Consider the following 22,948-nt stretch of genomic DNA (forward strand, 5'->3'; position numbering starts at 1 on the left):
ATTATGAAAAAAGAAGATAGTTTTTTAAGTACTCTGTATATTTCTACGTTTGATTTTAAGAAGTATACAGTATTTTTGGGTATGAAACCTTCTAAAGTGGTTTTAAATAGAATTATATTTGTGTTATGCATAAGCATATTTTATTTTATATCTTTTCATAAAAATATAAAGCAGGTTGAGGAATTTAATGCAACTAAGCAATCGATATTTGAGGATATTAGTTATGCAAATGGAAGTTTAAATATAAAAAATTCGCCTGTGACTTTTAAATCAAGTGTATTTAAGGATAATAGTTTTCTTTTAGTTGGGGATACAAGAGATGAATTTAATATAAATAATGTTAGTGATTATAGTTATCATAGGGATGCTATAGTTTTAACAAAAGATTATATGATAGTTAAAAGCAGACTTCGAGAAACTACATTTAAATATTCAGACTTTGAAGCGTTAGGTATAATACCAAAAGATATGGCTATAAATAAAGATATGTTTTTTAGTTTGATTGATATTGGAACAAAAATCTTAAAGTATATATCATACGTAATTTTTCCTCTAAGTAAGATTTTTGATTATTTTTTGTATGGATTTATTATTTCATTATTTGCGTTTTTATGTGGATATATAATAAGGTTTAGAGCAAGTTTTGGAAGTATTTATAAAATGATTTTATTTGCCCAAACACTACCTTATTTGATTATTTCTATCTTTGATATAATTAGTGAAATAAATGGAATTAAAGTTATATTTCCACTACATATTTTAGAGATATTAACTTTGTTTATATTTTTAAGGAGTACATACTTAATAAAGAAAGATGCTTTAACAAAGTATCTCAAAAAATAATAATAAATAATTTAATTGAAAAACATAATAAGTTTTGATATAATCAAATTATTGTGCACAGGTAGCTCAGTTGGATAGAGTAGCTGGCTACGAACCAGTTGGTCGGGGGTTCGAATCCTCTCCTGTGTGCCATAGTATACCATCTATTGATGAAGTTATTTTATCAGTAGGTGGTTTTTTAATATATAAATGTTAAGGAGATATTTAAATTGTCAAAATGATAGCTCAGAAAATATAGTATTAAAATTATATTTTAAAATTTTAGGAGGATAAAATTATGGTAAAACCTTTTATAACGTTTAAAGGAAATGCAAATGAGGCTATTAACTTCTATGAGGAGGTATTTAATGGCACAGATAAGAAGGTAATGTATTACGGAGATATGCCAAGTGATCCTGAGTTTAAAATAGATGAGAATAAAAAGAATTGGGTGCTTCATGGAACGCTTAATATTTGTGGATCAGAGATTATGTTTTCTGATACAGATGAGAGTTTACATAATGAAAATACTTTTAACCCTTCTTGTATGATTTCTATTGCTGTTGATTTTAAAAGTGAAGATGAGATACGTTCAGCTTATGAAAAGCTTAAAGAGGGTGGATATGTTATGATGGAGCTTTCTCCTCAATTTTTTGCAGGACTCTATGCTTGGGTTTCTGACAAATTTGGGGTAACTTGGCAAATGACATATAGTACTCATTAATGATATTTGTAGGAAGATATGTCTAAAAAGAGGGGTAAAAATAATACAGCTTATACAGTCGAAAATGGCGAGATCGATGATTGTCTTATGTTCACTCTCGACATAGCACTGCGCAATCTTGCTATCGTTGACTTTCGTTTTTTACGTCAGATAATCTATGGTGTAGGTTTTTTGCAGAGGGTCATCGACTTTGTACTTATCGTTTGGAATTATCTGCTTGATCGTCGTGGTGTTACACTTTGGCTTGTTTACCGGTGACGCCAATCGGATGATGGACACTGGAATGTCAAGTACATGGTTATTTGCCGATAGAAAACAGAAAATATCGTATTATTTTGCCGTTAATGAAATCTCCTGACCATTGCTTATAATTTTTCTGCGGCAAGGTTTATTTCAAGTCCGGGAAATGATATTATCGGCTCATCTCGAAGTTCTAACTTTTCCAAATCAGGGTGGCGTGACCAAAAAAGATAAAATATCTTCAAATGCCGAACTGTCACGCTCTGTTAACTTTAATATAATGATTCGTCTGATAGTACCACCTCCTTGATGATTACCATTTTTAGAATCTAATCCTATGCTTATTCCTCGATATTGATTTGCTGATCCTAATAGAGTTTGTTACTCATAATTTCAGGACTTTCCCCAATAAAGGCTTTTGCTGCTTCTTCATCGCCCTGAAGCTGCCACATAAACCATGCGGTCAAGCCACCCGCTTATACATCATATCACCATGTGTCATGCCAACTCTTCTAGCCATAACTTTGGGTGAAGTAATTTTATTGTACATCTTATTAATTTCAGCTATTGGGATAACAATTTTGGTTTCAAAATCACCGCTGGTTCCGGCAAGCATTAGAATAGGACAATTTGTCTTCGCGGAATCGTAGGGATAGTCTGTTGTATGTTCAGCGGTTTTTTCGCTTATAGGAGAAAGCAGCATAGCAGTTTTGAATGACTTTCTTCAAACATAGTAATCGCACGCAGAGTTGCAGCAACGCCCTGAGAAAATCCTGTAATGCATATATTCTCTACATCAATTTTGTCGTAGAAAATACTGTCCTTGTTTTCATTTTCTCCGAGAATATAGTTCAGCGTTTTGATTGTCGTTTCGCCCTTGTCTGTCCCTTTGTCCTGCGTTCCTACAACAATAAATCACCAAGAAGCTAATTGGCTCAAATTCAGGATCATACTTTGTTGCTTTGAATCCTGTACCGTTTATCACAAGTATAATCGGATATTAGTTATCGGTTGTTTCAAGCTCACTCGGATAATAAATTGTGTATTTTTTGATTGGATCTTCTGCTTTCACAGTTTCCTTCGAGGTTTCATATGTACCGTTTTGTAGATACTTTTTTTCTATTTCCTTGCCTGTTTCTATTTTCTCATTATAGCATTTATGTATAATCGGGGCATTATCCGCCCAAAGATATCAAACTACAATGAGCGCAATCAAAACTAATATAATGATAAAGATCACTTTTAGAATTTTGGGTAATGTTTTTATTGTTTACTTTTTTCTGAATTTGTCAGTATTGTTTATTAACCAAATCAAGACCGTAGTCCACCAGTTTGCCGTTTATTGCGTCGTTAAGCCATCCGGCGATAGACTGTTTTTGTTCCTCAAACGGCAGCCATACGGCAGGAGTTGCGATAATGGTATGTGCTGTCATATTTCTCGGATCGTCATACCATGCAACGCCATCCCAAATGAACAGGCTTACACCGATTTCCTTAAATTGTGGAATGATGTCTTTTAGTATATGCTGATAAATGTCCGCTTCTTTTTCCGATACATCCATTACACCCGTGTCGAGATAATTCTGCACCTTTGCCAAATCGCCATCTCTAGTGGAGCTATCGAATAGAATATGGATACCATCACCGTATTTTTCATGCAGGGCAGTAAGACAGTCCAGCGTGAGATTATTGCCTGTCAGCTTATCCGAGATTTCTTTCGGAGTTTTCCAAACATCGGTTGCGACAGTGTGCCAATCGTCATATAGCAAGAGGGATGCATCTACTAAAACATTTTTGCTTACCGAATTCGGAAAGTAGTTTGTAAAAATATCGTCAGAAAGAAGCGCCGCTCCAAATCCTCCGGCACTATATCCAGTAACAACGACTGTATCGGGATTATCAATACCAGCAAGCTCCGTTATTTTCTTCATTGATTCTGTATAATTTACATAACCGTTGTGGTAAAGAATCTTCTCTTTGCCGTTTTTATCAGTATAATGAAATTCGCCTGTTCCAGCATGGAAATCCCCCGTTGCATAGGGAAATAGGATAATGCTCCAGTTTTCAAACGGACTGTTCTCCACATCAGAAGCAAGACCGCCCATGTTCATTGTGACATTTGCCAGTATATCCGGCCATACCATTTTTGTGTTGTAATTGTCATTTTTAGCTGTTTCCTCGTTAATGCTGACACCGCCTCCGGCAAAATAGATCATTACTTTATTCTCGCTACCTTTTTTGAAAAGGGCGTGATAGCCGTTTCCTTCGGAATCCTTCATCTCATTGGTTTCAACACGATACCATTTTCCCTCGGCAGGGTTTTTCTTCAAATTCGGGTATCGCAGTACGAGGAAATACACGAGCAATACGATGGCAATAAGAACCAATAAAATGATTCTAATTATTTTTAATGCTTTTTTCATAACTTTTTCTCCTATTTTACAGGCATATACTTGTCGAGGTATTCTTCAACTGTCTTCATATATTCTTTCATAACGTCATTGTCATTTTGAACACCGTGTCTCGAATGAGTTGCTTCAAAGAGCTTGTAATCAACACCGTTATCTTTAAGTGCTTTCACCAAATGACGCACGCCTTTCCACGGCTGCACCCTGTCATGCGTACCGTAGAGCAGGAGACTTGGACAGGAATTTTCATTAACAAAACGGAAAGCAGAAATTGATTTTATCAGTTCCTGATAAGAACCGTCTTTTATCATGTCGGGAGTGAGTTCCACTCCACCCATGACGCTGAATAAACCCGATGCTGCTCTTCTTGAATCGTCCATATCCTGATCAAGTCCGTATATTCCCCAATCCTCTGCATAGAAGCTGGATGGACCAACCATTTCAAACATCAGCTTGACGGGAACGGGAGACTGTGTAGCGTCTCTGTATGCGTAAAGCATAGCAAGACAGCCTCCGGAAGAACCACTGGATATTGTCATTTCCGTAATGTTATAGCCAAGCTTCTTTGCTTCTTCAATGACAACAGGCATAGCTGCTTTGATTTCACTCGACTGTGTAAGAATGCTTTTATTGTTTTCGTCGGTACGGAGCGTGTAATTTATGCCGCAGGTTACATAGTCCTTACTGCACAGCCACGCAAGCATTTCCTTATCATCGGCTTTATCTCCTGTTGTAAATCAGCCTGCGTGAAGATAGACAACCAAGCCGTAGCTTTCTTTTGTGTTATCCTTTGGAAGATAAAGGTCAAATTTATTTGCTCCACCGTTGCCATAGGAAATATCGGTTTTCAGTATTCCAAGCTCGTCGCTCCATTGAACGCTGTAATTTTTTGCCCATGACGGTTTAATCGCAACTTTTGATATCATGCCGCCCACAAAAGCCAAAATAAATACCAAAATTCCGATTCCAATTGGCACGGCTCTCACCTTCTTTTCTTTCTTTATTTTGTTCATAAGAAATTACCTCCGAACATCGTTCCGCCGAGTAAAAGGTTCATAACGACTCTGACTGCAAGTCTGTCGAGAACAAACGCTACAACGGCAATAAATATTAGAATAATCCATTTTTTCTGGGTTAGTTTCATTTCTGTAAATTCCTTTCTGCCATTACATATTGATTTTTTGTTTACAGCGTGCTATCATAATGATGATACACTTGTTTTGGTGATGTTATTGTATCATCGGATTTTATTAACGTCAATGGGAGGTGATAAAATGAGACAAACTCCAAAAAATGTATCACCGTTCAGCAATCAAGCGAGAAACGCTTATGTTATAGAGCATATTACGGACTCACTATTGAAGTTATTGCGGGACAAGCATATAGGTGATATATCCATTAGCGAACTATGCGACCTTGCCGGTATCGGTAGAGCTTCGTTTTATCGGAATTTTGAAAGCAAAGAGGACATTTTGCGGGGATATATCAATAAAATATTCAAAGAATGGATGAACGAAGCAGATGGAAAAGAAAACAGACCGTTAAGCGAATTGCTCGGCTTACTGTTTGTACATTTTGAAAAACATAGAAATTTTTACAGTTTATTAAATGAAAGAAATCTTGTGCACCTTTTGAAAGATGTTATTATCGGATTATGCGGACCGAAACCCGAACATTCAAAGGTGGAAGCATACGCAAAGGCATATGTAGCATATACGTTGTACGGATGGATTGAAGTGTGGTTTCAAAGGGGAATGCATGAATCAGCGGAAGAAATCATAGAAATGTTTAAGGGTCAGGGATTATAATGTAAATGTACTTTACGAAAACTATTATTGAATACCTTTTGATTTTTCCTCAAGTGTGTTCAGGTCTTCAAAAGTAGAGGGTTCAAATCTATATGGGGAGGGTTTGCGCACCTTTCCACTTTCCAGGAACTACAGATTTACAAATTTGGTATTTTTTGTATGAAAGCTGAATAGTAGCTTACCTGTGCCGTGAGGGAATGGTGCAGTTGCTCGGTCTCCATTGAAACGCGGGCAGAGGCAGCGACCTTTTTTTGCTGGTAGTTGCAGGATTTATGATTCGATTTTCCTTATTTTTCCCATAAAATCATATCCTTTTCGCTATAATATATCATTCTAAAATAGACACATAGTAAGTCTTACGGGAATAATAATGTTGAGAATTTCGTCTCGTATTTTGCCCGCAGTTTTGTATCAATCTACTCAGTTATGGGTTATTTTTCACAGAGGTTTTTCGCTATCGTGATGGCGATGGGATACTTCTTTTTTTGCTTCAAATTAATGTTTGCTCATTGCTATCACCGTCTTTGAACCTATCTGAAATATAGCAGGTATGGCAGTAGTATTTTCGGTGGATGTTGCCGTATGCTGAGAACAGCTTTTCGTATTCGATGCAGGTGCATGAGTAGATAGCTTTGCGAGTGATTTTTTCCGGGAACGCGTTCCACCACTTGTAGCGACACTCATTGGAGTAGAATTTTTTTTCTTTCCTGACGTACACCTGCGTTATTGCTTTCCCATATTCTAGGCAGAATGAGGGGGAGAGGATAGGAATATCGGTGTGCTTCCCAATGCTGCTCTCGATATGTTGTTCCGTTTGCAGTAAGACTTGACCGTGTTCTTTGACAGGTCGAGTGTCTGTTTGATCTTGGTATATCTGAAGTTTTGTGAGCGTAAAGCCGTGATTTCGGGTTTTTGCTAAATGTCCATAAGAGTAAACTTCACTTCATGTCTTCTGTCAGAGGGAAAAGGCGGTTTTCATACCCCTTACGTTGAAAAGTGTACGAAACTGCCGAAAGATTAGTCTTTCATATGGAAATCGTAGATATAGCTGTCCGTTCAGAAATTGAGTCCCGGTGTTCAGTCGGGAACCTATCTATTTGTTCATACAGAATGTTAAGTGATATCTTTGGATCAGCCTCGATTATAAGCTCGTCATGTATGTGCATGACGATGGAGCAGCATCGCAGCGTATTTATGTAATTGAAGAGTATGTTCGCGGGAAATAGCCTGGACGATGTTCTCCATGAACTTGGGAGTGTAGGATTCGATTATGTGAGCTTGTCGTCCGAAACGATTATGCAGTCGAAAGTGCTGAACGAAATGGGAACATAGATAGTAAAGTTAAACCTTGTTTTAATGAATACCTGTGCGTCAGAGTAGGTTTGTTGTTCCTGTGTCATCTGCTCCAGGACGTAATCTTTGTAGGAGTCTGTTAGTTCCTCGCTCTCTCATAAAAACGGTAGTTCTTTAGCAAAGCCCCTTATGAACACCATTTTGTCAAGATCGCTTCTTATTGATTTCGACTTTTTAATGGCAAGCATGGATTCCGTCGCATCAAGGCAAACCACTATACGTATGTACGGTGCAAAACTGCGGGAGATGGCACAGGTGCCTGCCACAACTTCCAGCATGGTCATATCTTTGTCAGAGGAATAGTATGAACGATCATTTTAAGATAATTCTCATTTTGTAAAGTTGACGACCTTGATATCAAACCCTTCTGCTTGTGTTTCAAATGATTTGTTTATTATCTCAAGATTCTCAGGTTTCTTCATAATGCCGTATCTTTCTTCGGAATAAAGAAATTCGTTATATTGACTTTTTCCATTGTAAGGAGTCGCATTTTCTTATCGATTCCTCCAGCGTACCCCGTAAGTCTGCCGTTTGTGCTAACCACTCTATGGTAGGGGATAATCAGTAAGATGGAATTGTGACTAACCGCACTACCAACCGCCTGTGCGGACATACGGGAGAGTCCTTTTTGTTTCGCTATTTTCTCTGCAATCTCTCCATAGGTGATTGTTTTGCCGAATGGTATTGTCAGAATGATCTCCCATACTGCTTTCCTAAATTCTGTAGTTTTCATGCGAAGTGGTGGCGTAAAATCAGTAGTATTTCCGGGAAAATAGATATCCAGCCATTTATTTGTTTCCCTAAAAATGGGCAGGAGTTTTTCATTGTGATCTTTCCTAAGCGTATTGGCAAAATACTTCTGCTCGTCAAACCATAGCCCGATTAGTGCATTGCCGTCGCTTGCAAGTGTAATACTGCCAAGCGGCGAATTATGGTGATGTGTATATTCTAGGTCATTCCTTCAGTATTCATTGGAATCAGCGTAAGTCTTGGATATGTCTGTATCCGTTTATATACGGATAGTAGAGCATACGGTGATCCAATAGCTTTTGAACAGATTTTTTCGTTTTTCTTTTTGGATCATGTGATGCTCCACGACATTGCGTCATATGGGAATTGCCTACTCGTCTGTATAGACGAGTAGGCAGCAGTTTTCCTTCCTCATTTAGCCGTGAATCGTTTCGTACAAATAAAGTCCTCAAATACGGCAAGTAGAGGTTTTAAACTGCGGCCAAGTCAAGATACCTTTTCATACCTTACCTTTGTTGGTTTTATCCCAAGCAGCACAATCATTCCGCTCATTATTCGTGTTCTTCTTTCCATTTTTCAGTCTTGTATCGTTTGTAAGGTCGGTATCCATCACGCAGCGCATCATCCAAATTGTCGTAAAATTATATGTTCTTATGCAGTGGTTTCGTATGGAAGCTTGGCAGATACACTATCCCTGTGGTACGAAGGTCTACATAGAATAGCCCGTTACAGTATGTATCTCTTTCCTGTATAGCCTTGATTTTTTCATTTCGTGTTATTTTTTACTCCTTTTGTTAATTTCTTTGTGGGAGCAGGATCGGTAAATCCTGGAACAGTACCGCCTGCAACGGCCCAAAAGTATAGACTTGCTACGCTACCATAAGGAGAGAGGCGTTTCCTGTATTTTTCAAACTGCTTCCTGTCAATCTCACGATGCTGATAAACCATTCTCATACCACGCAGAATCGCTAAATCACCGAAGCTTAGGATATTTGGTCTTTGCAGACAGAATATTAGAATCATCTCCGCTGTCCATACTCCTATGCCTTTTAAATTCACAAGTGCATCTATTGCTTCTGTATCAGACATCTTTTTTACGGCAGCTAGGTCAAATTTGCCTATAGTAACTTTTTCGGAAAAGTCCTTGATATACTCCGCCTTGCGGAAAGTCATTCCCAGAGATTGTAGTTCTGCTATATTTGCACTGTTGATTGTTTCCGGCGTTACTTTGCCAAGATAATCATTCATTCGCTGCCATATAGTCCGATGTGCCTTTGTGGAAATCTGCTGCCCTATAATGTGATGTACGACAGAGGAGAACAGATCGGAATCTACCTCCCGGTCAATATGCCCCACATGATCGATGACCCATGCGAGTTTCTTATCCTTAGATTTAAGATATTCTACAGCTTCATCGCCATACTCAAAATACATCTTTTCACCGCTCACCGCCTTTATAAATCGCCTCATCTATACTATAATTATATCGCGAAACACTGGTATTTTCTATTAGAATGCTGTAGAATTTTAACAATATATTTCAAACACTAACATTCAGGATGCGATCACCTTGGAAAAACGGAATGTATATATCAATTTGGTTAATTTGAACCTGCATACCTACTTCTCGTACCTTGTTCTCAATGTTGAAAATGACACTTCTTATCTGTTGAATCCGGGTTTACGTGTCATGCATTGGTATGAAGACCTATATTTTATCTATGTGATAGAATGAACGATATGTGTGAAGACGTTGGGAACAGAGGAAATTGGCTCTGTGGTAGATGGGATATACATCAACAAGAATGTCGTGCATCTGGTTGAAAATATCAGTGCTTGCAAGTATAAGAGTTTTCTTTTCCCGGAATACTTTGTTTATTATTACCTGATAGCACCGACAAGTTGCACTTACATACGTCATAACGTGAAACAGTGGAATCTCACTGATGATGCTATACGGCTCTATGGGCTGATGTAGGGATGCTTTCCGAGTTCTCTATGAAATGGTGGAACTTGAAAAAGAAAAATAGGACAGCAAATATACCTATGCCGTTCTTTCAAATTTATCATAACCGTGACTCGTTATGTTTCGAGACTTATCACTTTTTGAAAATACTCCAATGCTCTGGCAATTAGTATGAGGTCATTTTTGAAATTTATCGAGGAGTACTATGATGAGGAGATTTCCTTGGAAGCACTCGCTGCAAGGTCGAATGTTAGCAAATCTGAGGATCTGCATTGATTCAAACCCATACCATTATAAACATATGAGCGGTCATAATTTAATGCAGGCTATAGCTAGAGTTAATAGAGTTTATAAAAATAAAGAGGGCGGACTTATAGTTGATTATATTGGAATTGCAGGAGCTTTGAAAAAGGCGATGAGCGATTACACAAAGAGAGATAAGGCAAATTATGGGGAGAGTGATATCTCAAAAATTGCTTATCCAAAGTTTATAGAAAAACTTGAGGTATGTCGTGCTCTTTTGCATGGGTTTGATTATTCCTCATTTATGGTGAAATCATCAACAGATCTTACGCGTGCAAAACTTATAAGTGGAGGCGTTAACTTTCTATCAGATCCATCAAGAAAGGAAGATAAAAAATTCTATATAAAAGAGTCGCTTCTTTTGCGTCAATCTGTTTCACTTTGTCGCTCTATTTTAACTAAGGATCAAAGACTTGAATCTGCATATTTTGAAGCACTTCGTACGCTACTTACACGTATAACAGGAGAAAATAAACCTCTTTCTTTAAAAGAGATAAATAAGCATATTAATGACTTATTAAAAGAAAGTATAAAAAGTGATGGTATCATAAATTTATTTTCTGATATTGATATTGGGGTTTCTATATTTGATGAAAAATTCTTAGAAGAAGTTTCAAATATGAAAGAGAAGAATTTGGCAGTTGAAATGTTAAAGAAACTTTTAAATGAACAGATTTCAGTATATAAAAGGAATAATATTGTTAAATCACAAAAATTTTCAGAAATGTTAAATAAGGCCATGAGGTTATATATAAATGGAATGATCACAAATGAAGAGGTAATAGAAGAGCTATTAAAGATGGCACGAGATATATCACGTTCCTCAGAAGAGGCAGAATCACTTGGACTTAGTGATGAGGAGATGGCATTTTATGATGCACTAACTCGACCAGAGGCTATAAAAGATTTTTACACAAATGAAGAGCTTGTAGCACTCACTCGTATTCTTACAGACAGCTTAAGAAGAAGTAGAACTATAGATTGGCAGAAAAAGGATACTGCGAGAGCAAAAATGCGTAGAATGATTAGAAGGCTTTTAAAAGATTATGATTATCCACCAAATGGTTTAGAGGATGCAGTGACAACAGTACTATCTCAATGCGAAATTTGGGCAGATTTTGGAGAAGAAAGTTATAGAGTTTAAAAAAAGCATCTCAAAATTTACTGAGATGCTTTTTATTTTAAGAATATAACTCCGAGAATTCCTGATAATAAAATTATTTTTAGAGGAGAGAGTTTAAATTTTAAATTAAATAGAAATAGAGCTAAAAATAATATTAAATTTATTACATTCACTCCAGATGACGAAAAAAGAGATTTACTTGATATATTTATAACAGAATAAATTAAAAGTGAAAGTATTACAGGTCTTATATTTTTAAGAGTATTTTCAAGATATGGATTATTTTTAAATTTATTTATGAATTTTACAACCAAAATAATTATTATAAAAGATGGAAGTACAACACCGAGTGTTGAGAAAATTGCTCCTATTATTCCTGAATTCCTAAATCCAATAAATGTACTTATGTTAATTGCAAAAGGTCCTGGGGTTGATTCTGATATTGCAATAAACTCAAGGAGTTCATTACTAGTTGCCCACGAATATTTAAGTATGTATTCTTTAATAAGTGGTATCATTGCGTATCCACCACCGAATGTAAAAAGTCCAATTTTAAAGAATACAGAAAGAAGCATGAGATTTATTCCCATTTAAAATTTCCTCCTAAACGTAAGAATTAAAACGTTTATAACTATAGATATAATTAGAATTGTAATTGAGCTTATTGAAGTGAAGGAGCAGAGTATTAGGACCATAAGTACTATAGGATAATAGTACTTATTTTTTTGAGATTTCTTATTCATTTTTAAAACTGTAAATAAGAGCATAACTATAACTCCTATTTTTATACCACTAAGAAAACTAGATATAATTTGAAAGTTTTTAAAAAAATCTAAGAAAAATGATATTAAAAGTATGATTATAAAAGATGGAAGAACTATCCCGAGCGTTGATATAATTGCACCGATAAATCCACAAAGCTTATAACCAATGAACGTTGCACAGTTTATGGATACAGGTCCTGGTGTACATTCAGATATTGAGAATATATCAAGGAGTTCATCTTGAGTTATAAACTTGTTTTTTTCAGTCATCTCTTTTTCAATAAATGGTAGCATAGAATATCCACCACCAAATGTTAAAAGTCCAATTTTAAAAAAAGTTGTGAAAAGAGTATATAAAGTTTTGTATTTCAAAGTATCCCTCCATTAATTTTGTTTTATAAATATTAAGTTTTTATCCTCACAAAAGTTTTTTATATTGTAATAAATTAACACTTCTTCTAAATTATTTTCATCAAGATAATTAATGATATTCTTACTATAAAATCTTAAATCTATAACATGTATTTCTTCAAAGTGATTTACTAAAAAAGGTATGAATGAATTAGCGTAAGAGTCTTTTATTATACATAATTTTTTGTTGTTTTTGGTGGATGTATTAATTTTAATCAATGGATGATTATTATCAAGAAATATATTATAGTGATTCCTTGGATTATCTAAATACGAAAATTCATAGAGAGAATTTGATTTCTTAGTTAAATAATCAACCATTACCTCATCTTGTTTCTTATTATGAAAAAGATATACTTCATCTGGTGTAATGGTATTTAAGTTAATTTTAGAAAACAATGATCCAAGGAATTTATCAGATACCTTTTGAATTGAGAAATCCTCTTTATTAAGAGGAAAAATATTATTTTGTTCAGCGAACTCTAAATATGAATAATAAGCCCCAAGTGTTGTGTAGTGATGATCTGTTTTGTAATAAATGTACTCATCTTTATGTGCATTAAGTATATCAGTTGGATCTATAAATTTAACGCTAGAATTCAACTCATTTTTTAAATATTTAAAAAGTTTAACTTGGTCTATGTTTAAAGAGTATGGAGGTAGATAATCTTTTAATATTTCTGAAGAAGTTGGTATGAGCATCAAACTAACTTTATAATTTTTGGATAAATTATTTATGAGATTTAAATTATTATTTACAACTTTCAAATCTAAATCTCTAAAGCTTTCTATTAAGTATCCATTTTTTGAGATATATACATCATTTATATCTCTTCTACCTATTAAGAGTTCAAATGATGATTTCAGAGTTATAAATTCATCACGGAAAGGGAAGTGATCTTCGAGGTATGATGAGAGTTTATTATTAAATTCACCTGATATAAGTGATTCGATTGATAATTTAGGAAATTTGGATAAATACCTATTTTCTATAAATGAAAATGTTTTGTCTTTGAATAAAACATGCAAAATAGGTATAACAAAAATTATAATTAAGAAAGCAATATTAGGTAAATAATTCTTTTTAATTTGCGACACCTCCATTAGAATCTAAAATATAGAAATGGATTAAATGAGGAATTAACTATAAAAGAGATACTAACTAAAAAACCTATGATGATAAATACTCTTGAGAATATATGAGGTATTTTTAATTTAATATTTTTCATTATAGGGGTTGAAAATAGTATTGATATACCGAAATAAATAATAAAGTTTGAAAAATAATACATAAACGTTCTATCTATAAAATTGTTTAAAGAGAGCATCTTCAAAACGAATTCTTTTAAATAATTAAAATCCTCAAACACAAAAATGCACCATCCAAATAAAACCACTAGTATTAGATACATTCTTGAGAGTATTTTACTATTTTCAAGAAATTTAAGAAGGAATAGCTTTTCAATAACTATAAATATAAAAAAGTAAATTCCCCATAATATAAAGTTAAAGTTAGCACCATGCCAAAGTCCAGTAAACATCCAAACTATAAATAAATTAAAATATTTGTTTCTCCTATTTCCTCCTAGAGGAATATATAAATAATTTCTAAACCATGATCCTAAAGAAATATGCCATCTCCTCCAGAATTCAGTTACGCTTTTTGATGTATATGGATAGTTGAAGTTTTCGTTGAATTTAAATCCAAACATAGCTCCGAGTCCTATAGCCATATCTGAATATCCGCTGAAATCAAAGTATATTTGAAAGAAATATGAAAAAATACACATCCAAGATGTTAGAGTTGACATATTAGATGGAGATAATTTCATTAACGTGTCAAATAAGTATCCCATATTGTTTGCGATGATAACTTTTTTGCAAATACCCTCCATGAATCTAGTTACTCCATAATTAAATAGAGAAATAGTTTCACGATTTTTATTGTTTATATCCTCTTCAACGCTTTTATAAGTAACTATTGGACCAGCTATGAGTTGAGGAAATAGCGATACATATGCTCCAAATGATATGAAGTTTTTTTGTACGTTTATTTTATTTAAGAACACATCTATTGTGTATGAAAGAGTTTGAAATGTGTAAAATGATATTCCTATAGGAAGAGATGGAGGAGAAAAATTTATATTAATATTAAACATTGAATTTAAAGATGTAATGATAAGATTGGAATATTTAAAGAATCCAAGCATACACAAATTAATTAAAATAGATATTATAAGAAATGTAATTTTTAAATGGTTAAATCGTCTATATTTATCTATTAATAATCCTATTGTGTAATCTAAAATGGTTGAGAAAATCATGAGGAAAATGTATAACGGCTCTCCAAATGCATAGAATAAAAGACTTGCTATGAATAGAACAGCAAGTCTGATTGATTTTGGAGATATGTAATAAACAAATAGTGTAATTGGTAAGAAAAAAAATATAAATATTAAACTAGAGAATACCATTAAACACCCAATCCTTTATTATTTTTCTAATAAATTTAATATGTCACCGCTATTTTTTGAAAAACAAAATAGTGTGTAATCATCTATATCTAAAAAAAGTACATTGTCTTCAATTTTAAATTCATCATTATTATAACCCTTAAGTGAATTTAAAATACTCGATAATCTTAAATTAAGTTTATCTGATAATTCTTCATCTGATAAATTTTTATGTTTAAACATAAAAATTTCAAAATAGTTTGAGTTTAACTCTTTAGAGTGTATAAGTACATAATCTTCTATTTCATCTTTATTTATACCATAATTTGAAAAAATAAAGGAATCATTAGTGTATGTGTATGGAGGAAGTTCTATATTATTTAATATTTTATCTAATATGAGTTTCGAAGCATTTTGATCTTGTCCTTGAATAGGCTTAAATTCATTAATATTTTTAGATGAATTATATAAAGCTTTTTCATATATTGCATTTATTTCATCTTCTCTAGTTAAAAATTTATTATCTGTATCGGTATTTTCATCTTTATTAGATGTATCCTCAAAATTTGGTGTATTTTCTGAAGGATTTAAAACATCTTCATTATTTATCTCATCTTTTAAGGTGCCCTCCAAATAATTTGAAAAATCGTTTAATAAGTTATTGTATTCATTTTCTAAGTTTAAGTAATCACTCTCAATTGCATTTATGTATTCCCCATATTTATTAGTTAAATACTTTTCATTTTCAGATAAATAATTCATGTATTCATTTGATATATCTTCAGTAATTTTTTGAACTTCGCTTAGTGTGAAAACTTGCTCTGATATTTCTAAGTTTTCTGATGATTCATCAAATTCTACGTTACCAATAACAGGATATGATGATATTCCAATTGTGTAATCATATGATCCAAGAGATTGAAGTTTATTTTTATCTAGTTTTATTATATTTTCATCTGAACCTATACTCCGTTTAGATATTTGTAAATTATCATTTGTATTTTCTTCTGTGGGTGTATTTTTAACTGCTCTATTACAAGATGTTAAACTAATTAATGCTAATGATGACATAATTACAGCTGATTTTTTATTTATCATAATTAATTCTCCATGAAATTAAGGAGTAATTTACTTTCCCTTAATTTATTCTAAAAAATATTATTTAAATTATTTCCAAATGTTTTTATATCTCTATGTAATGCAAATATAACGTAATTTCCTATGGTGTTTAAGTAAGGATTTTTTATTAACTCATATTCTGATTGTTTAACATTTTTAAATTCAATTTCAAGCATTTCAAGTCTTCTTTGTATTCCAAGTATAACCTCATTTACGTTTGATATATCTTTTAGATGGAATATAGAAATTTCAACTCCTGAAGTATTTTCTTGAGGAATATTTGAGATATAGTCAACTAAAATATTTGGGTCTATTGCATATATATCTAAAAGTTCATCATCATTTAAACTTTTAAATCTAGGAAGGGTTAAACCTTTAGTTGATATATTAAAAATTTCATTAGAAGATATATTTAAATCAGTTGAATTTTCATTATCTACATTTAAATAATCAGTATTACAAGATGTAAAAAACAAAAATGAAAATATGAGAGAAAAAAATTTAAGTAATTTCATATGTTGTCAGCTCCTAATAAGATTTACCAAATAAAACCATTTTGTCAGTTGGTTTATTACAGTAAATACATTTGTTATGTATTTTTGTTTGATTGAAAGGTATACATCTAGATGTTATCCCTACTTCATTTTTTATATTTGTTTCGCACTCTTGATCGTCACATAACATAACTTTGGTGAATCCAGTTTGGGATTTATAAATTTCTTTTAATTCATCCATCGTTTTAGCCTCATATGTTTTTTGATCTCTCGATTTAAGAGCTTTGTTATATAATCCTTCATGAATTTTATTTAAATACTCTTTTACAACCTCATTTAAATTTGATTCAAGAGATATTAAAATTTTTTCACTGTTGTCGCGTCTATATAAAGTTATTGAATTTTTATCAAGATCTCTTGCGCCAATTTCAAGTCTTATAGGTATGCCTTTCATATCGTATTGATTAAATTTCCATCCAGCAGATTTGTTTGATTCATCAATTGAACATATAAAGTTATCTTTAAGAGAATTATATATTTCCCTCGATTTTTTCATAACATTTTCATCTTTGGTATTTATAGGAACAACTATAAGCTGTATGGGAGCGATTCTTGGAGGCATACAGAGTCCTTTATTATCACCATGAACCATAATAATAGCTCCAATTAATCTTGTGGATATTCCCCATGAAGTTTGATATACATATTGATGATTACCATTTTTATCTGTAAATTTAATGTCAAATGCTTTTGAAAATATATCTGAGAAGTTATGAGTCGTACCACTTTGAAGTGCCTTCCCATCATGCATCATACTTTCGATTGTATAAGTTTGTTTTGCTCCAGCAAATTTCTCCATATCTGTTTTTTTACCCTTAATTACTGGAATTGCCAATATATTTTTACAAAAATCTTCGTATATATCAAGAATTTTTAGTACCTCTTCTATGGCTTCTTCTTCGGTTGCGTGAGCTGTGTGACCTTCTTGCCATAAAAATTCAGTTGTCCTTAAAAATGGTCTTGTTGACTTTTCCCACCTAACAACAGAACACCATTGATTATAAAGTTTTGGTAAATCTTTATAAGATTCAATAATATTTGAATAGTGTTCACAAAATAAAGTTTCTGATGTTGGTCTAACACACATTCTTTCATTTAACTTTTCACTACCACCATGAGTTATCCAAGCAGCTTCTGGAGCAAATCCTTCGACATGATCACTTTCTTTTTGAAGTAAAGATTCTGATATAAACATTGGTAAATAAACATTTTCATGACCTGTTTTCTTAAATTGTTTATCGAGATAACTTTGTATATTTTCCCAAATCTTAAAACCATAAGGTCGAATTATCATACAACCTCGTATACTTGAATATTCAGCCAACTCTGCTTTTCTAACTATGTCTGTATACCATTTAGCAAAATCTATATCCATAGATGTAATTTCCTTAACTATTTTTTTCTCATTACTCATTATGTAGACACCCTATCCTTATTGAAAAAATTTTATTTATTATTATAACATTAATGTAGATTTTATGGAATATTTATAATTTGTGTAATAATTAGTGTATGAGGTATTATGAGTGAAGTTGAAATAATAATGGGATTTAATGGAAGTGGAAAAACATTATTTTTAAATTCATATTTAGAAATGAAAAATATAAAAAAAGGTGAAAAGATACTTATTTTATGTTTGGATAGAGGAAATACAAATTTTAACTATAACACAAATATAGATATTAAGGTTAAATTTATAGATTATTATTCTCAAATTGATGATAACAAACTTTTATATTTGATAGAGATGCAAAAACCACATTTTATATTTATTGAAGCTGATTATATATCGATAAAGCATTTAAATATGGTTCTTGAAAGTAGGATATTGAAAGATAAGATATTTATTAGATCTAGGATAAATATCTTAAATATAAAACATATTAAAAATATCTTTAAGAATAAAATATGTAGACCTTATAGTAATATAATTATAATTAATAATTTTGATGGCGATGAATTGAAAATCAGTGATTTGTACATGTTGAGAGAATTAAATAGGAATGCTTTTGTATTTTGTGTAAAGTATTTTGAGGATTTATATGAGAAGTTTAGGGATTATAAACTTCTCAGAAATGATTTTTATGAAAATATATTTAAATATATTAGGTACTTGATGTAAATCAAATTTTATATTTGACAATAGTTATAAAATTTAATAAAATAATAGTTGAAATAGTGTATATTTGCTCTCATAGTTTAATGGATAGAATAGCTCCCTCCTAAGGAGTAGATGCAGGTTCGATTCCTGCTGAGAGTGCCAAAGAGTGTCATTTGATATGGCACTCTTTTATTTAATTGTGTTATATCATTGTTTTAAAAAATAAAGATTATAATTTTAACGAAAATTATTAAATTAAAATTATTTAGGAGTGGTTATTTTTGGAATCAAGTGGTTGGCTTGTAGTATTTTTAGTATTTTTGGTTTTACTATCAGCTCTTTTTTCAGCAGCTGAAACAGCTATTATATCTATTAATAAAATAAGAATTAAACAATTTGTAGAAGATGGAATAAAAGGTGCTAGAGAAATTCAAGAATGGGTAGAAGATCCGAGTAAGATTTTAAGTACAATACTTATTTGCAATAATGTAGTTAATATATTAGCATCTTCAATTTCAACTATTATATTTATGGACGTATTAAGTGAATTTGGAATAGGATTTGCAACGTTTGTTTCTACATTAGTTTTAACGATTATATTATTGATTTTTGGAGAGATTACACCAAAAACTATAGCTGTATTAAAGGCTGAAAAGTTAGCGCTAGTATTATGGAAACCATTAAAAATAGTACTTTTGTTGCTTAATCCAATTGTATTTATATTTTCAAAGATATCCAAAATAATAATGATTATTTTTGGTATTAAAAAAGAAGAGGGGCAAATTAATATAACAGAAGAAGATATTAAAAGTATGGTTAATTTTAGCCAAGAAGAAGGAGTACTTGAGGTAGAGGAAAAGAAACTTATATATAATGTGTTTGAGTTTGGGGATTTGAAAGCAAAGGATGTTATGATACCTAGAGTTGATATGGTTACACTTTCTATAGATTCAACTTATGAGGAAATTGTATCTACATTTAAGACTGAACGTTTTTCAAGAGTTCCTGTATTTAAAGATAATATAGATAACATTATTGGGCTTATTAATATAAAAGATTTGTTTTTCATAGAGAAAGATGAGGATTTTAAAATAGATAAATATATAAGAAATATATATTCGAGCTATGAATACAAAAAGATACGAGATTTGTTTAATGAAATGAAAAAAAATAGAAATCATATGAGTGTTATAATAGATGAGTATGGTGGAACTGTTGGAATTGTAACTATTGAGGACTTAATAGAAGAAATAGTTGGAGATATAGAAGATGAGTACGACGAGATAATAGATAAGGAGATTCAAGTTATAAATGATAAAGAGTATTTAATAGTCGGTACTCTTAAAATAGATACACTTGAGGATATGTTAGGTATAGAGATAGAATCGGAATTCGAAACAATTGGAGGATATATAATTGAAAAATTAGGTAAATTCCCGGAGAATGGTGAATTTGTTGATATTAATGGTATATCATTTGTTGTTGAAAATATTGGGAAAAATAGGATAAAGAGATTGAGAGTTAAGATTACTGATTAAAGCTATAATACAAATTATAGCTTTTTTCGTTTTTTGATAAAAAATCTATTTATAATAAATTCGCATCTAGAATCATTTAACCATTTAATATTTAAGTCTTTGGGGTAAAAATAATAATTTTTGGAAAAAAATCCATTAAATGGATTTGGCGATCCTATAAATATATTCTTTATTCTACTTTCTATTATAGCACCTGCACACATGGCACAAGGCTCTAAAGAAATGAATATAGAACAATTGTTTAGGTATAATGAATTTAAATTTTTGCATGATTGTATAATTGATAGAATTTCTGCGTGATTTATCGGTATATTCGTTGAATGTTTGGTGTTGTGGGACTTACTTATTATTTTATTATCTTTTACAATTAAACATCCAATTGGTACTTCATTAAGCTTATATGCCTTATATGCTTCTTTAAGCATTTCTCTAGTAAAGTATTCTACATTCATGATAAACCCCTTTTATTTTAAAAATGTATAGTTATAATAATTTTAATATTATTTTATTGCAAATAAAAAATATATAATATATAATTTTACTTAATAGCATGGAAAGATGCTCGAGTGGTTTAAGAGGCATGCCTGGAACGCATGTATAGGAGAAATTCTATCGAGGGTTCGAATCCCTCTCTTTCCGCCAATTGTTGTGCTAGATGGGGAACTAGCGGTGCCCTTTATCTGCAATCCGCTACAGCAGAGTTGAAGGCTCCCCTCGGTTATGTATTTAAAGGTTTGAGTTAAATCGGATTCGTTGAGAATTAAACTCTACGCATTAAGAGATCTATGAACTCCGCCAGGATTGGAAAATAGCAACGGTAAATAGATTTTCTTAAGTGATGTAGAACAATTTAATTTGAGTTGATGATTTATCTATCGCTTTGGGTATATTTATCAAAGGGAGATGCACAACATACTAAATAAAGTATATTATATTTTTGATAAAGCATCCTATTGTATTAATAGGGTGCTTTAAAATAAAGGGATGATTTTATATGGATAATAAATCTCTGTACACCAAATATAGACCTATGAAATTTGGGGATATATGTGGTCAGGAAGATATATCTAATATATTAAAAAATCAGATTAAATTACATAAATTTTCTCATGCGTATTTATTCTCAGGTACAAGAGGGACGGGTAAAACAACTTGCGCAAGAGTTTTTGCGAAAGCTATAAATTGTACAAATAGTATTAATGGTGAACCTTGTTATCAATGTAGTTCATGCAATCGTACATATGATGCTTTAAACATAATTGAATTAGATGCAGCTTCTAATAATAGTGTAGATCAGATTAGAACGTTAGTTGAGGAATTGAGGTATTCAAACTTCGTAGATGGGTATAAGGTTTACATATTAGATGAGGTTCACATGCTTTCAATAAGTGCATTTAATGCTCTACTTAAAAGTTTAGAGGAACCTCCGTCGAATGTTGTATTTATTTTATCTACAACTGAAGTAAAGAGGATACCTAAAACAATTATATCTAGATGTCAGAAGTTTGAATTTAAAAGTATAGATGAAGCCAATTTAACAAATAGGTTAAAATATATAACGGAAAGTGAAAATATAGAGATTGATTTTGAATCTATCTTATTAATAGCTAGATTAGCTGATGGTTCTATGAGGGATGCTATAAGTATTTTGGGAAGACTTGTAGTGTCTGATGAGTATATTACGCTTGAATATTCTAGAAGAATTTTGGGTGTAACCTCAAGTGAGATGATATTTGATATAATAGAAAATATAAGGTTGAATAAATTAAATGAAAGCATATCGATAATATCAAAAATATTTGAGAATAACCTTAATATTAAAAATTTTATTAATGATTTTAGAAATATACTAAGAGATGTTATGTTTCTCAAGATAAATAAGGAGAATTTTAATATATTGATTGAGAAGAATACATTAAATATTAAAAGAATTTTAGATGTTTCAAAAATCATAGATTTTGATTATGTTCACATGCTCTTAAATGAAATAAATAATATAAATAATATGAAGGATTTAAGTGATGTTGAATATAGGGTTTATTTAGAATTACTTATAATAAAACTTATAAAAAATGATAAAGCCCCCAAATCACATAATGAAATTTTTAATACAATACATGAAAATCAGGAAAACAATATTGATGATAAAATTAATAAAAATATAGAATTTGATAAATGGGATGAATTTTTAAAGTATCTTAAATTAAACAAATACATGGTTATGTATTCGCTTTTAACAAACGGAAAATTAAACAAAATAATGAATGATAAAATTGTTTTTGAGTGTAATACGGAGGGAATATTAAATAGACTAAGAAAAAATGATACATTGATTGCAATCAAGAAAAATTTACGTGATTTTTTTAAAAGAGATATGGAATTTGAATTAATATATTCAAATAAAATTGATGATGATAACATTCATCATAAACTTAAAGGGTATTTTGGAGATGAAATAGAAATACAAAACAAATAGAATTTATTGTTTATTATTTTGAAAAATTAGAAAGG

At 31.6% G+C, this 22,948-nt stretch carries 18 protein-coding genes, 3 tRNA genes, 1 other RNA gene and 4 pseudogenes; 11 read left to right on the plus strand and 15 right to left on the minus strand.

Going from position 1 to position 22,948, the window contains the following annotated elements; all coding sequences use genetic code 11:
• Nucleotides 1-3 precede the first annotated feature (3 nt).
• The 3 genes from RATSFB_RS00090 (at nucleotide 4) to RATSFB_RS00100 (ending at nucleotide 1,546) form a co-directional block, all read left to right on the plus strand.
• Complete coding sequence (locus RATSFB_RS00090) at nucleotides 4-843, plus strand: DUF1189 family protein (RefSeq protein WP_014094040.1); 840 nt, start codon at nucleotides 4-6, stop codon at nucleotides 841-843.
• A 55-nt stretch (nucleotides 844-898) separates the two neighbouring features.
• Nucleotides 899-975 (plus strand) — tRNA-Arg (locus RATSFB_RS00095).
• A 145-nt stretch (nucleotides 976-1,120) separates the two neighbouring features.
• The gene (locus RATSFB_RS00100) at nucleotides 1,121-1,546 is read left to right on the plus strand and encodes a VOC family protein (protein ID WP_014094041.1); all 426 of its coding nucleotides are present in this window, start codon (nucleotides 1,121-1,123) and stop codon (nucleotides 1,544-1,546) included.
• A 1,529-nt stretch (nucleotides 1,547-3,075) separates the two neighbouring features.
• Here the strand turns inward: RATSFB_RS00100 and RATSFB_RS00115 are convergent.
• The 3 genes and pseudogenes from RATSFB_RS00115 to RATSFB_RS07420 form a co-directional block, all read right to left on the minus strand.
• The gene (locus RATSFB_RS00115) at nucleotides 3,076-4,209 is read right to left on the minus strand and encodes a pectin acetylesterase-family hydrolase (RefSeq protein ID WP_014094042.1); all 1,134 of its coding nucleotides are present in this window, start codon (nucleotides 4,207-4,209) and stop codon (nucleotides 3,076-3,078) included.
• Nucleotides 4,210-4,220: 11 nt separating this feature from the next.
• Nucleotides 4,221-4,913, minus strand: a pseudogene (locus RATSFB_RS00120) (prolyl oligopeptidase family serine peptidase); the annotation flags it as partial.
• Between the two features lie 18 nt (nucleotides 4,914-4,931).
• Complete coding sequence (locus RATSFB_RS07420; protein WP_014094044.1) at nucleotides 4,932-5,207, minus strand: hypothetical protein; 276 nt, start codon at nucleotides 5,205-5,207, stop codon at nucleotides 4,932-4,934.
• A gap of 261 nt (nucleotides 5,208-5,468) precedes the next feature.
• Here RATSFB_RS07420 and RATSFB_RS00125 point away from each other — a divergent pair, with 261 nt between their 5' ends.
• Nucleotides 5,469-6,002 carry a TetR/AcrR family transcriptional regulator gene (locus tag RATSFB_RS00125; protein WP_014094045.1) on the plus strand — a complete coding sequence of 178 codons (534 nt, stop codon included), beginning with the start codon at nucleotides 5,469-5,471 and terminating at the stop codon, nucleotides 6,000-6,002.
• Between the two features lie 1,268 nt (nucleotides 6,003-7,270).
• Here RATSFB_RS00125 and RATSFB_RS07540 read toward each other — a convergent pair.
• The 4 genes and pseudogenes from RATSFB_RS07540 to RATSFB_RS00140 all read right to left on the minus strand — a co-directional run.
• Nucleotides 7,271-7,432 (minus strand): annotated as a pseudogene (locus RATSFB_RS07540) (DUF2800 domain-containing protein); the annotation flags it as partial.
• Between the two features lie 341 nt (nucleotides 7,433-7,773).
• On the minus strand, nucleotides 7,774-8,088 hold the full coding sequence (locus RATSFB_RS07545) for a methylated-DNA--[protein]-cysteine S-methyltransferase (RefSeq protein ID WP_014094046.1): 315 nt from the start codon (nucleotides 8,086-8,088) through the stop codon (nucleotides 7,774-7,776).
• Nucleotides 8,089-8,100: 12 nt separating this feature from the next.
• Nucleotides 8,101-8,277 (minus strand): annotated as a pseudogene (locus RATSFB_RS07550) (methylated-DNA--[protein]-cysteine S-methyltransferase); the annotation flags it as partial.
• 593 nt (nucleotides 8,278-8,870) lie between these two features.
• On the minus strand, nucleotides 8,871-9,575 hold the full coding sequence (locus RATSFB_RS00140) for a DNA-3-methyladenine glycosylase family protein (RefSeq protein ID WP_435867656.1): 705 nt from the start codon (nucleotides 9,573-9,575) through the stop codon (nucleotides 8,871-8,873).
• Between the two features lie 782 nt (nucleotides 9,576-10,357).
• Between RATSFB_RS00140 and RATSFB_RS00145 the strand changes: the two are divergent.
• A pseudogene (locus tag RATSFB_RS00145) lies at nucleotides 10,358-11,518 on the plus strand (type I restriction enzyme endonuclease domain-containing protein); the annotation flags it as partial.
• Between the two features lie 32 nt (nucleotides 11,519-11,550).
• Here RATSFB_RS00145 and RATSFB_RS00150 read toward each other — a convergent pair.
• Genes RATSFB_RS00150 through proS form a run of 7 tightly spaced genes read right to left on the minus strand, consistent with a single transcriptional unit; the run spans nucleotide 11,551 to nucleotide 18,212 of the window.
• Nucleotides 11,551-12,087: a chromate transporter gene (locus RATSFB_RS00150; protein ID WP_014094049.1), complete on the minus strand. Its 537-nt coding sequence runs from the start codon at nucleotides 12,085-12,087 to the stop codon at nucleotides 11,551-11,553.
• Entirely contained in the window at nucleotides 12,088-12,633 is a 546-nt protein-coding gene (locus tag RATSFB_RS00155; protein ID WP_014094050.1) for a chromate transporter, read from the minus strand.
• Nucleotides 12,634-12,645: 12 nt separating this feature from the next.
• Nucleotides 12,646-13,770 carry a DHHW family protein gene (locus RATSFB_RS00160; RefSeq protein ID WP_014094051.1) on the minus strand — a complete coding sequence of 375 codons (1,125 nt, stop codon included), beginning with the start codon at nucleotides 13,768-13,770 and terminating at the stop codon, nucleotides 12,646-12,648.
• A gap of 5 nt (nucleotides 13,771-13,775) precedes the next feature.
• A complete protein-coding gene (locus RATSFB_RS00165) occupies nucleotides 13,776-15,146 on the minus strand; it encodes an MBOAT family O-acyltransferase (RefSeq protein WP_014094052.1) in 1,371 nt (456 codons plus the stop codon).
• A gap of 18 nt (nucleotides 15,147-15,164) precedes the next feature.
• Nucleotides 15,165-16,223: a DUF4358 domain-containing protein gene (locus RATSFB_RS00170; protein WP_014094053.1), complete on the minus strand. Its 1,059-nt coding sequence runs from the start codon at nucleotides 16,221-16,223 to the stop codon at nucleotides 15,165-15,167.
• 50 nt (nucleotides 16,224-16,273) lie between these two features.
• The gene (locus RATSFB_RS00175) at nucleotides 16,274-16,759 is read right to left on the minus strand and encodes a DUF4358 domain-containing protein (RefSeq protein ID WP_014094054.1); all 486 of its coding nucleotides are present in this window, start codon (nucleotides 16,757-16,759) and stop codon (nucleotides 16,274-16,276) included.
• Nucleotides 16,760-16,772: 13 nt separating this feature from the next.
• On the minus strand, nucleotides 16,773-18,212 hold the full coding sequence (proS, locus tag RATSFB_RS00180) for a proline--tRNA ligase (protein WP_014094055.1): 1,440 nt from the start codon (nucleotides 18,210-18,212) through the stop codon (nucleotides 16,773-16,775).
• A gap of 108 nt (nucleotides 18,213-18,320) precedes the next feature.
• Between proS and RATSFB_RS00185 the strand changes: the two genes are divergently transcribed.
• The 3 genes from RATSFB_RS00185 to RATSFB_RS00195 all read left to right on the plus strand — a co-directional run bounded on the left by RATSFB_RS00185 (nucleotide 18,321) and on the right by RATSFB_RS00195 (nucleotide 20,437).
• Nucleotides 18,321-18,920: an ATP/GTP-binding protein gene (locus RATSFB_RS00185; RefSeq protein WP_014094056.1), complete on the plus strand. Its 600-nt coding sequence runs from the start codon at nucleotides 18,321-18,323 to the stop codon at nucleotides 18,918-18,920.
• Between the two features lie 66 nt (nucleotides 18,921-18,986).
• Nucleotides 18,987-19,061 (plus strand) — tRNA-Arg (locus tag RATSFB_RS00190).
• 119 nt (nucleotides 19,062-19,180) lie between these two features.
• A complete protein-coding gene (locus RATSFB_RS00195) occupies nucleotides 19,181-20,437 on the plus strand; it encodes a hemolysin family protein (RefSeq protein ID WP_014094057.1) in 1,257 nt (418 codons plus the stop codon).
• A 14-nt stretch (nucleotides 20,438-20,451) separates the two neighbouring features.
• On the opposite strand, the gene RATSFB_RS00200 is transcribed toward RATSFB_RS00195, so the two are convergent.
• Nucleotides 20,452-20,889 carry a nucleoside deaminase gene (locus RATSFB_RS00200; protein WP_014094058.1) on the minus strand — a complete coding sequence of 146 codons (438 nt, stop codon included), beginning with the start codon at nucleotides 20,887-20,889 and terminating at the stop codon, nucleotides 20,452-20,454.
• Between the two features lie 100 nt (nucleotides 20,890-20,989).
• Between RATSFB_RS00200 and RATSFB_RS00205 the strand changes: the two genes are divergently transcribed.
• The 3 genes from RATSFB_RS00205 to dnaX all read left to right on the plus strand — a co-directional run bounded on the left by RATSFB_RS00205 (nucleotide 20,990) and on the right by dnaX (nucleotide 22,913).
• Nucleotides 20,990-21,079 (plus strand) — tRNA-Ser (locus tag RATSFB_RS00205).
• A 4-nt stretch (nucleotides 21,080-21,083) separates the two neighbouring features.
• Nucleotides 21,084-21,348, plus strand: an RNA gene (gene ffs, locus RATSFB_RS07185) — signal recognition particle sRNA large type.
• Nucleotides 21,349-21,431: 83 nt separating this feature from the next.
• Complete coding sequence (dnaX, locus tag RATSFB_RS00210) at nucleotides 21,432-22,913, plus strand: DNA polymerase III subunit gamma/tau (RefSeq protein ID WP_014094059.1); 1,482 nt, start codon at nucleotides 21,432-21,434, stop codon at nucleotides 22,911-22,913.
• Nucleotides 22,914-22,948 lie beyond the last annotated feature (35 nt).

The organism is Candidatus Arthromitus sp. SFB-rat-Yit (assembly GCF_000283555.1).
Lineage (GTDB): Bacteria > Bacillota > Clostridia > Clostridiales > Clostridiaceae > Dwaynesavagella.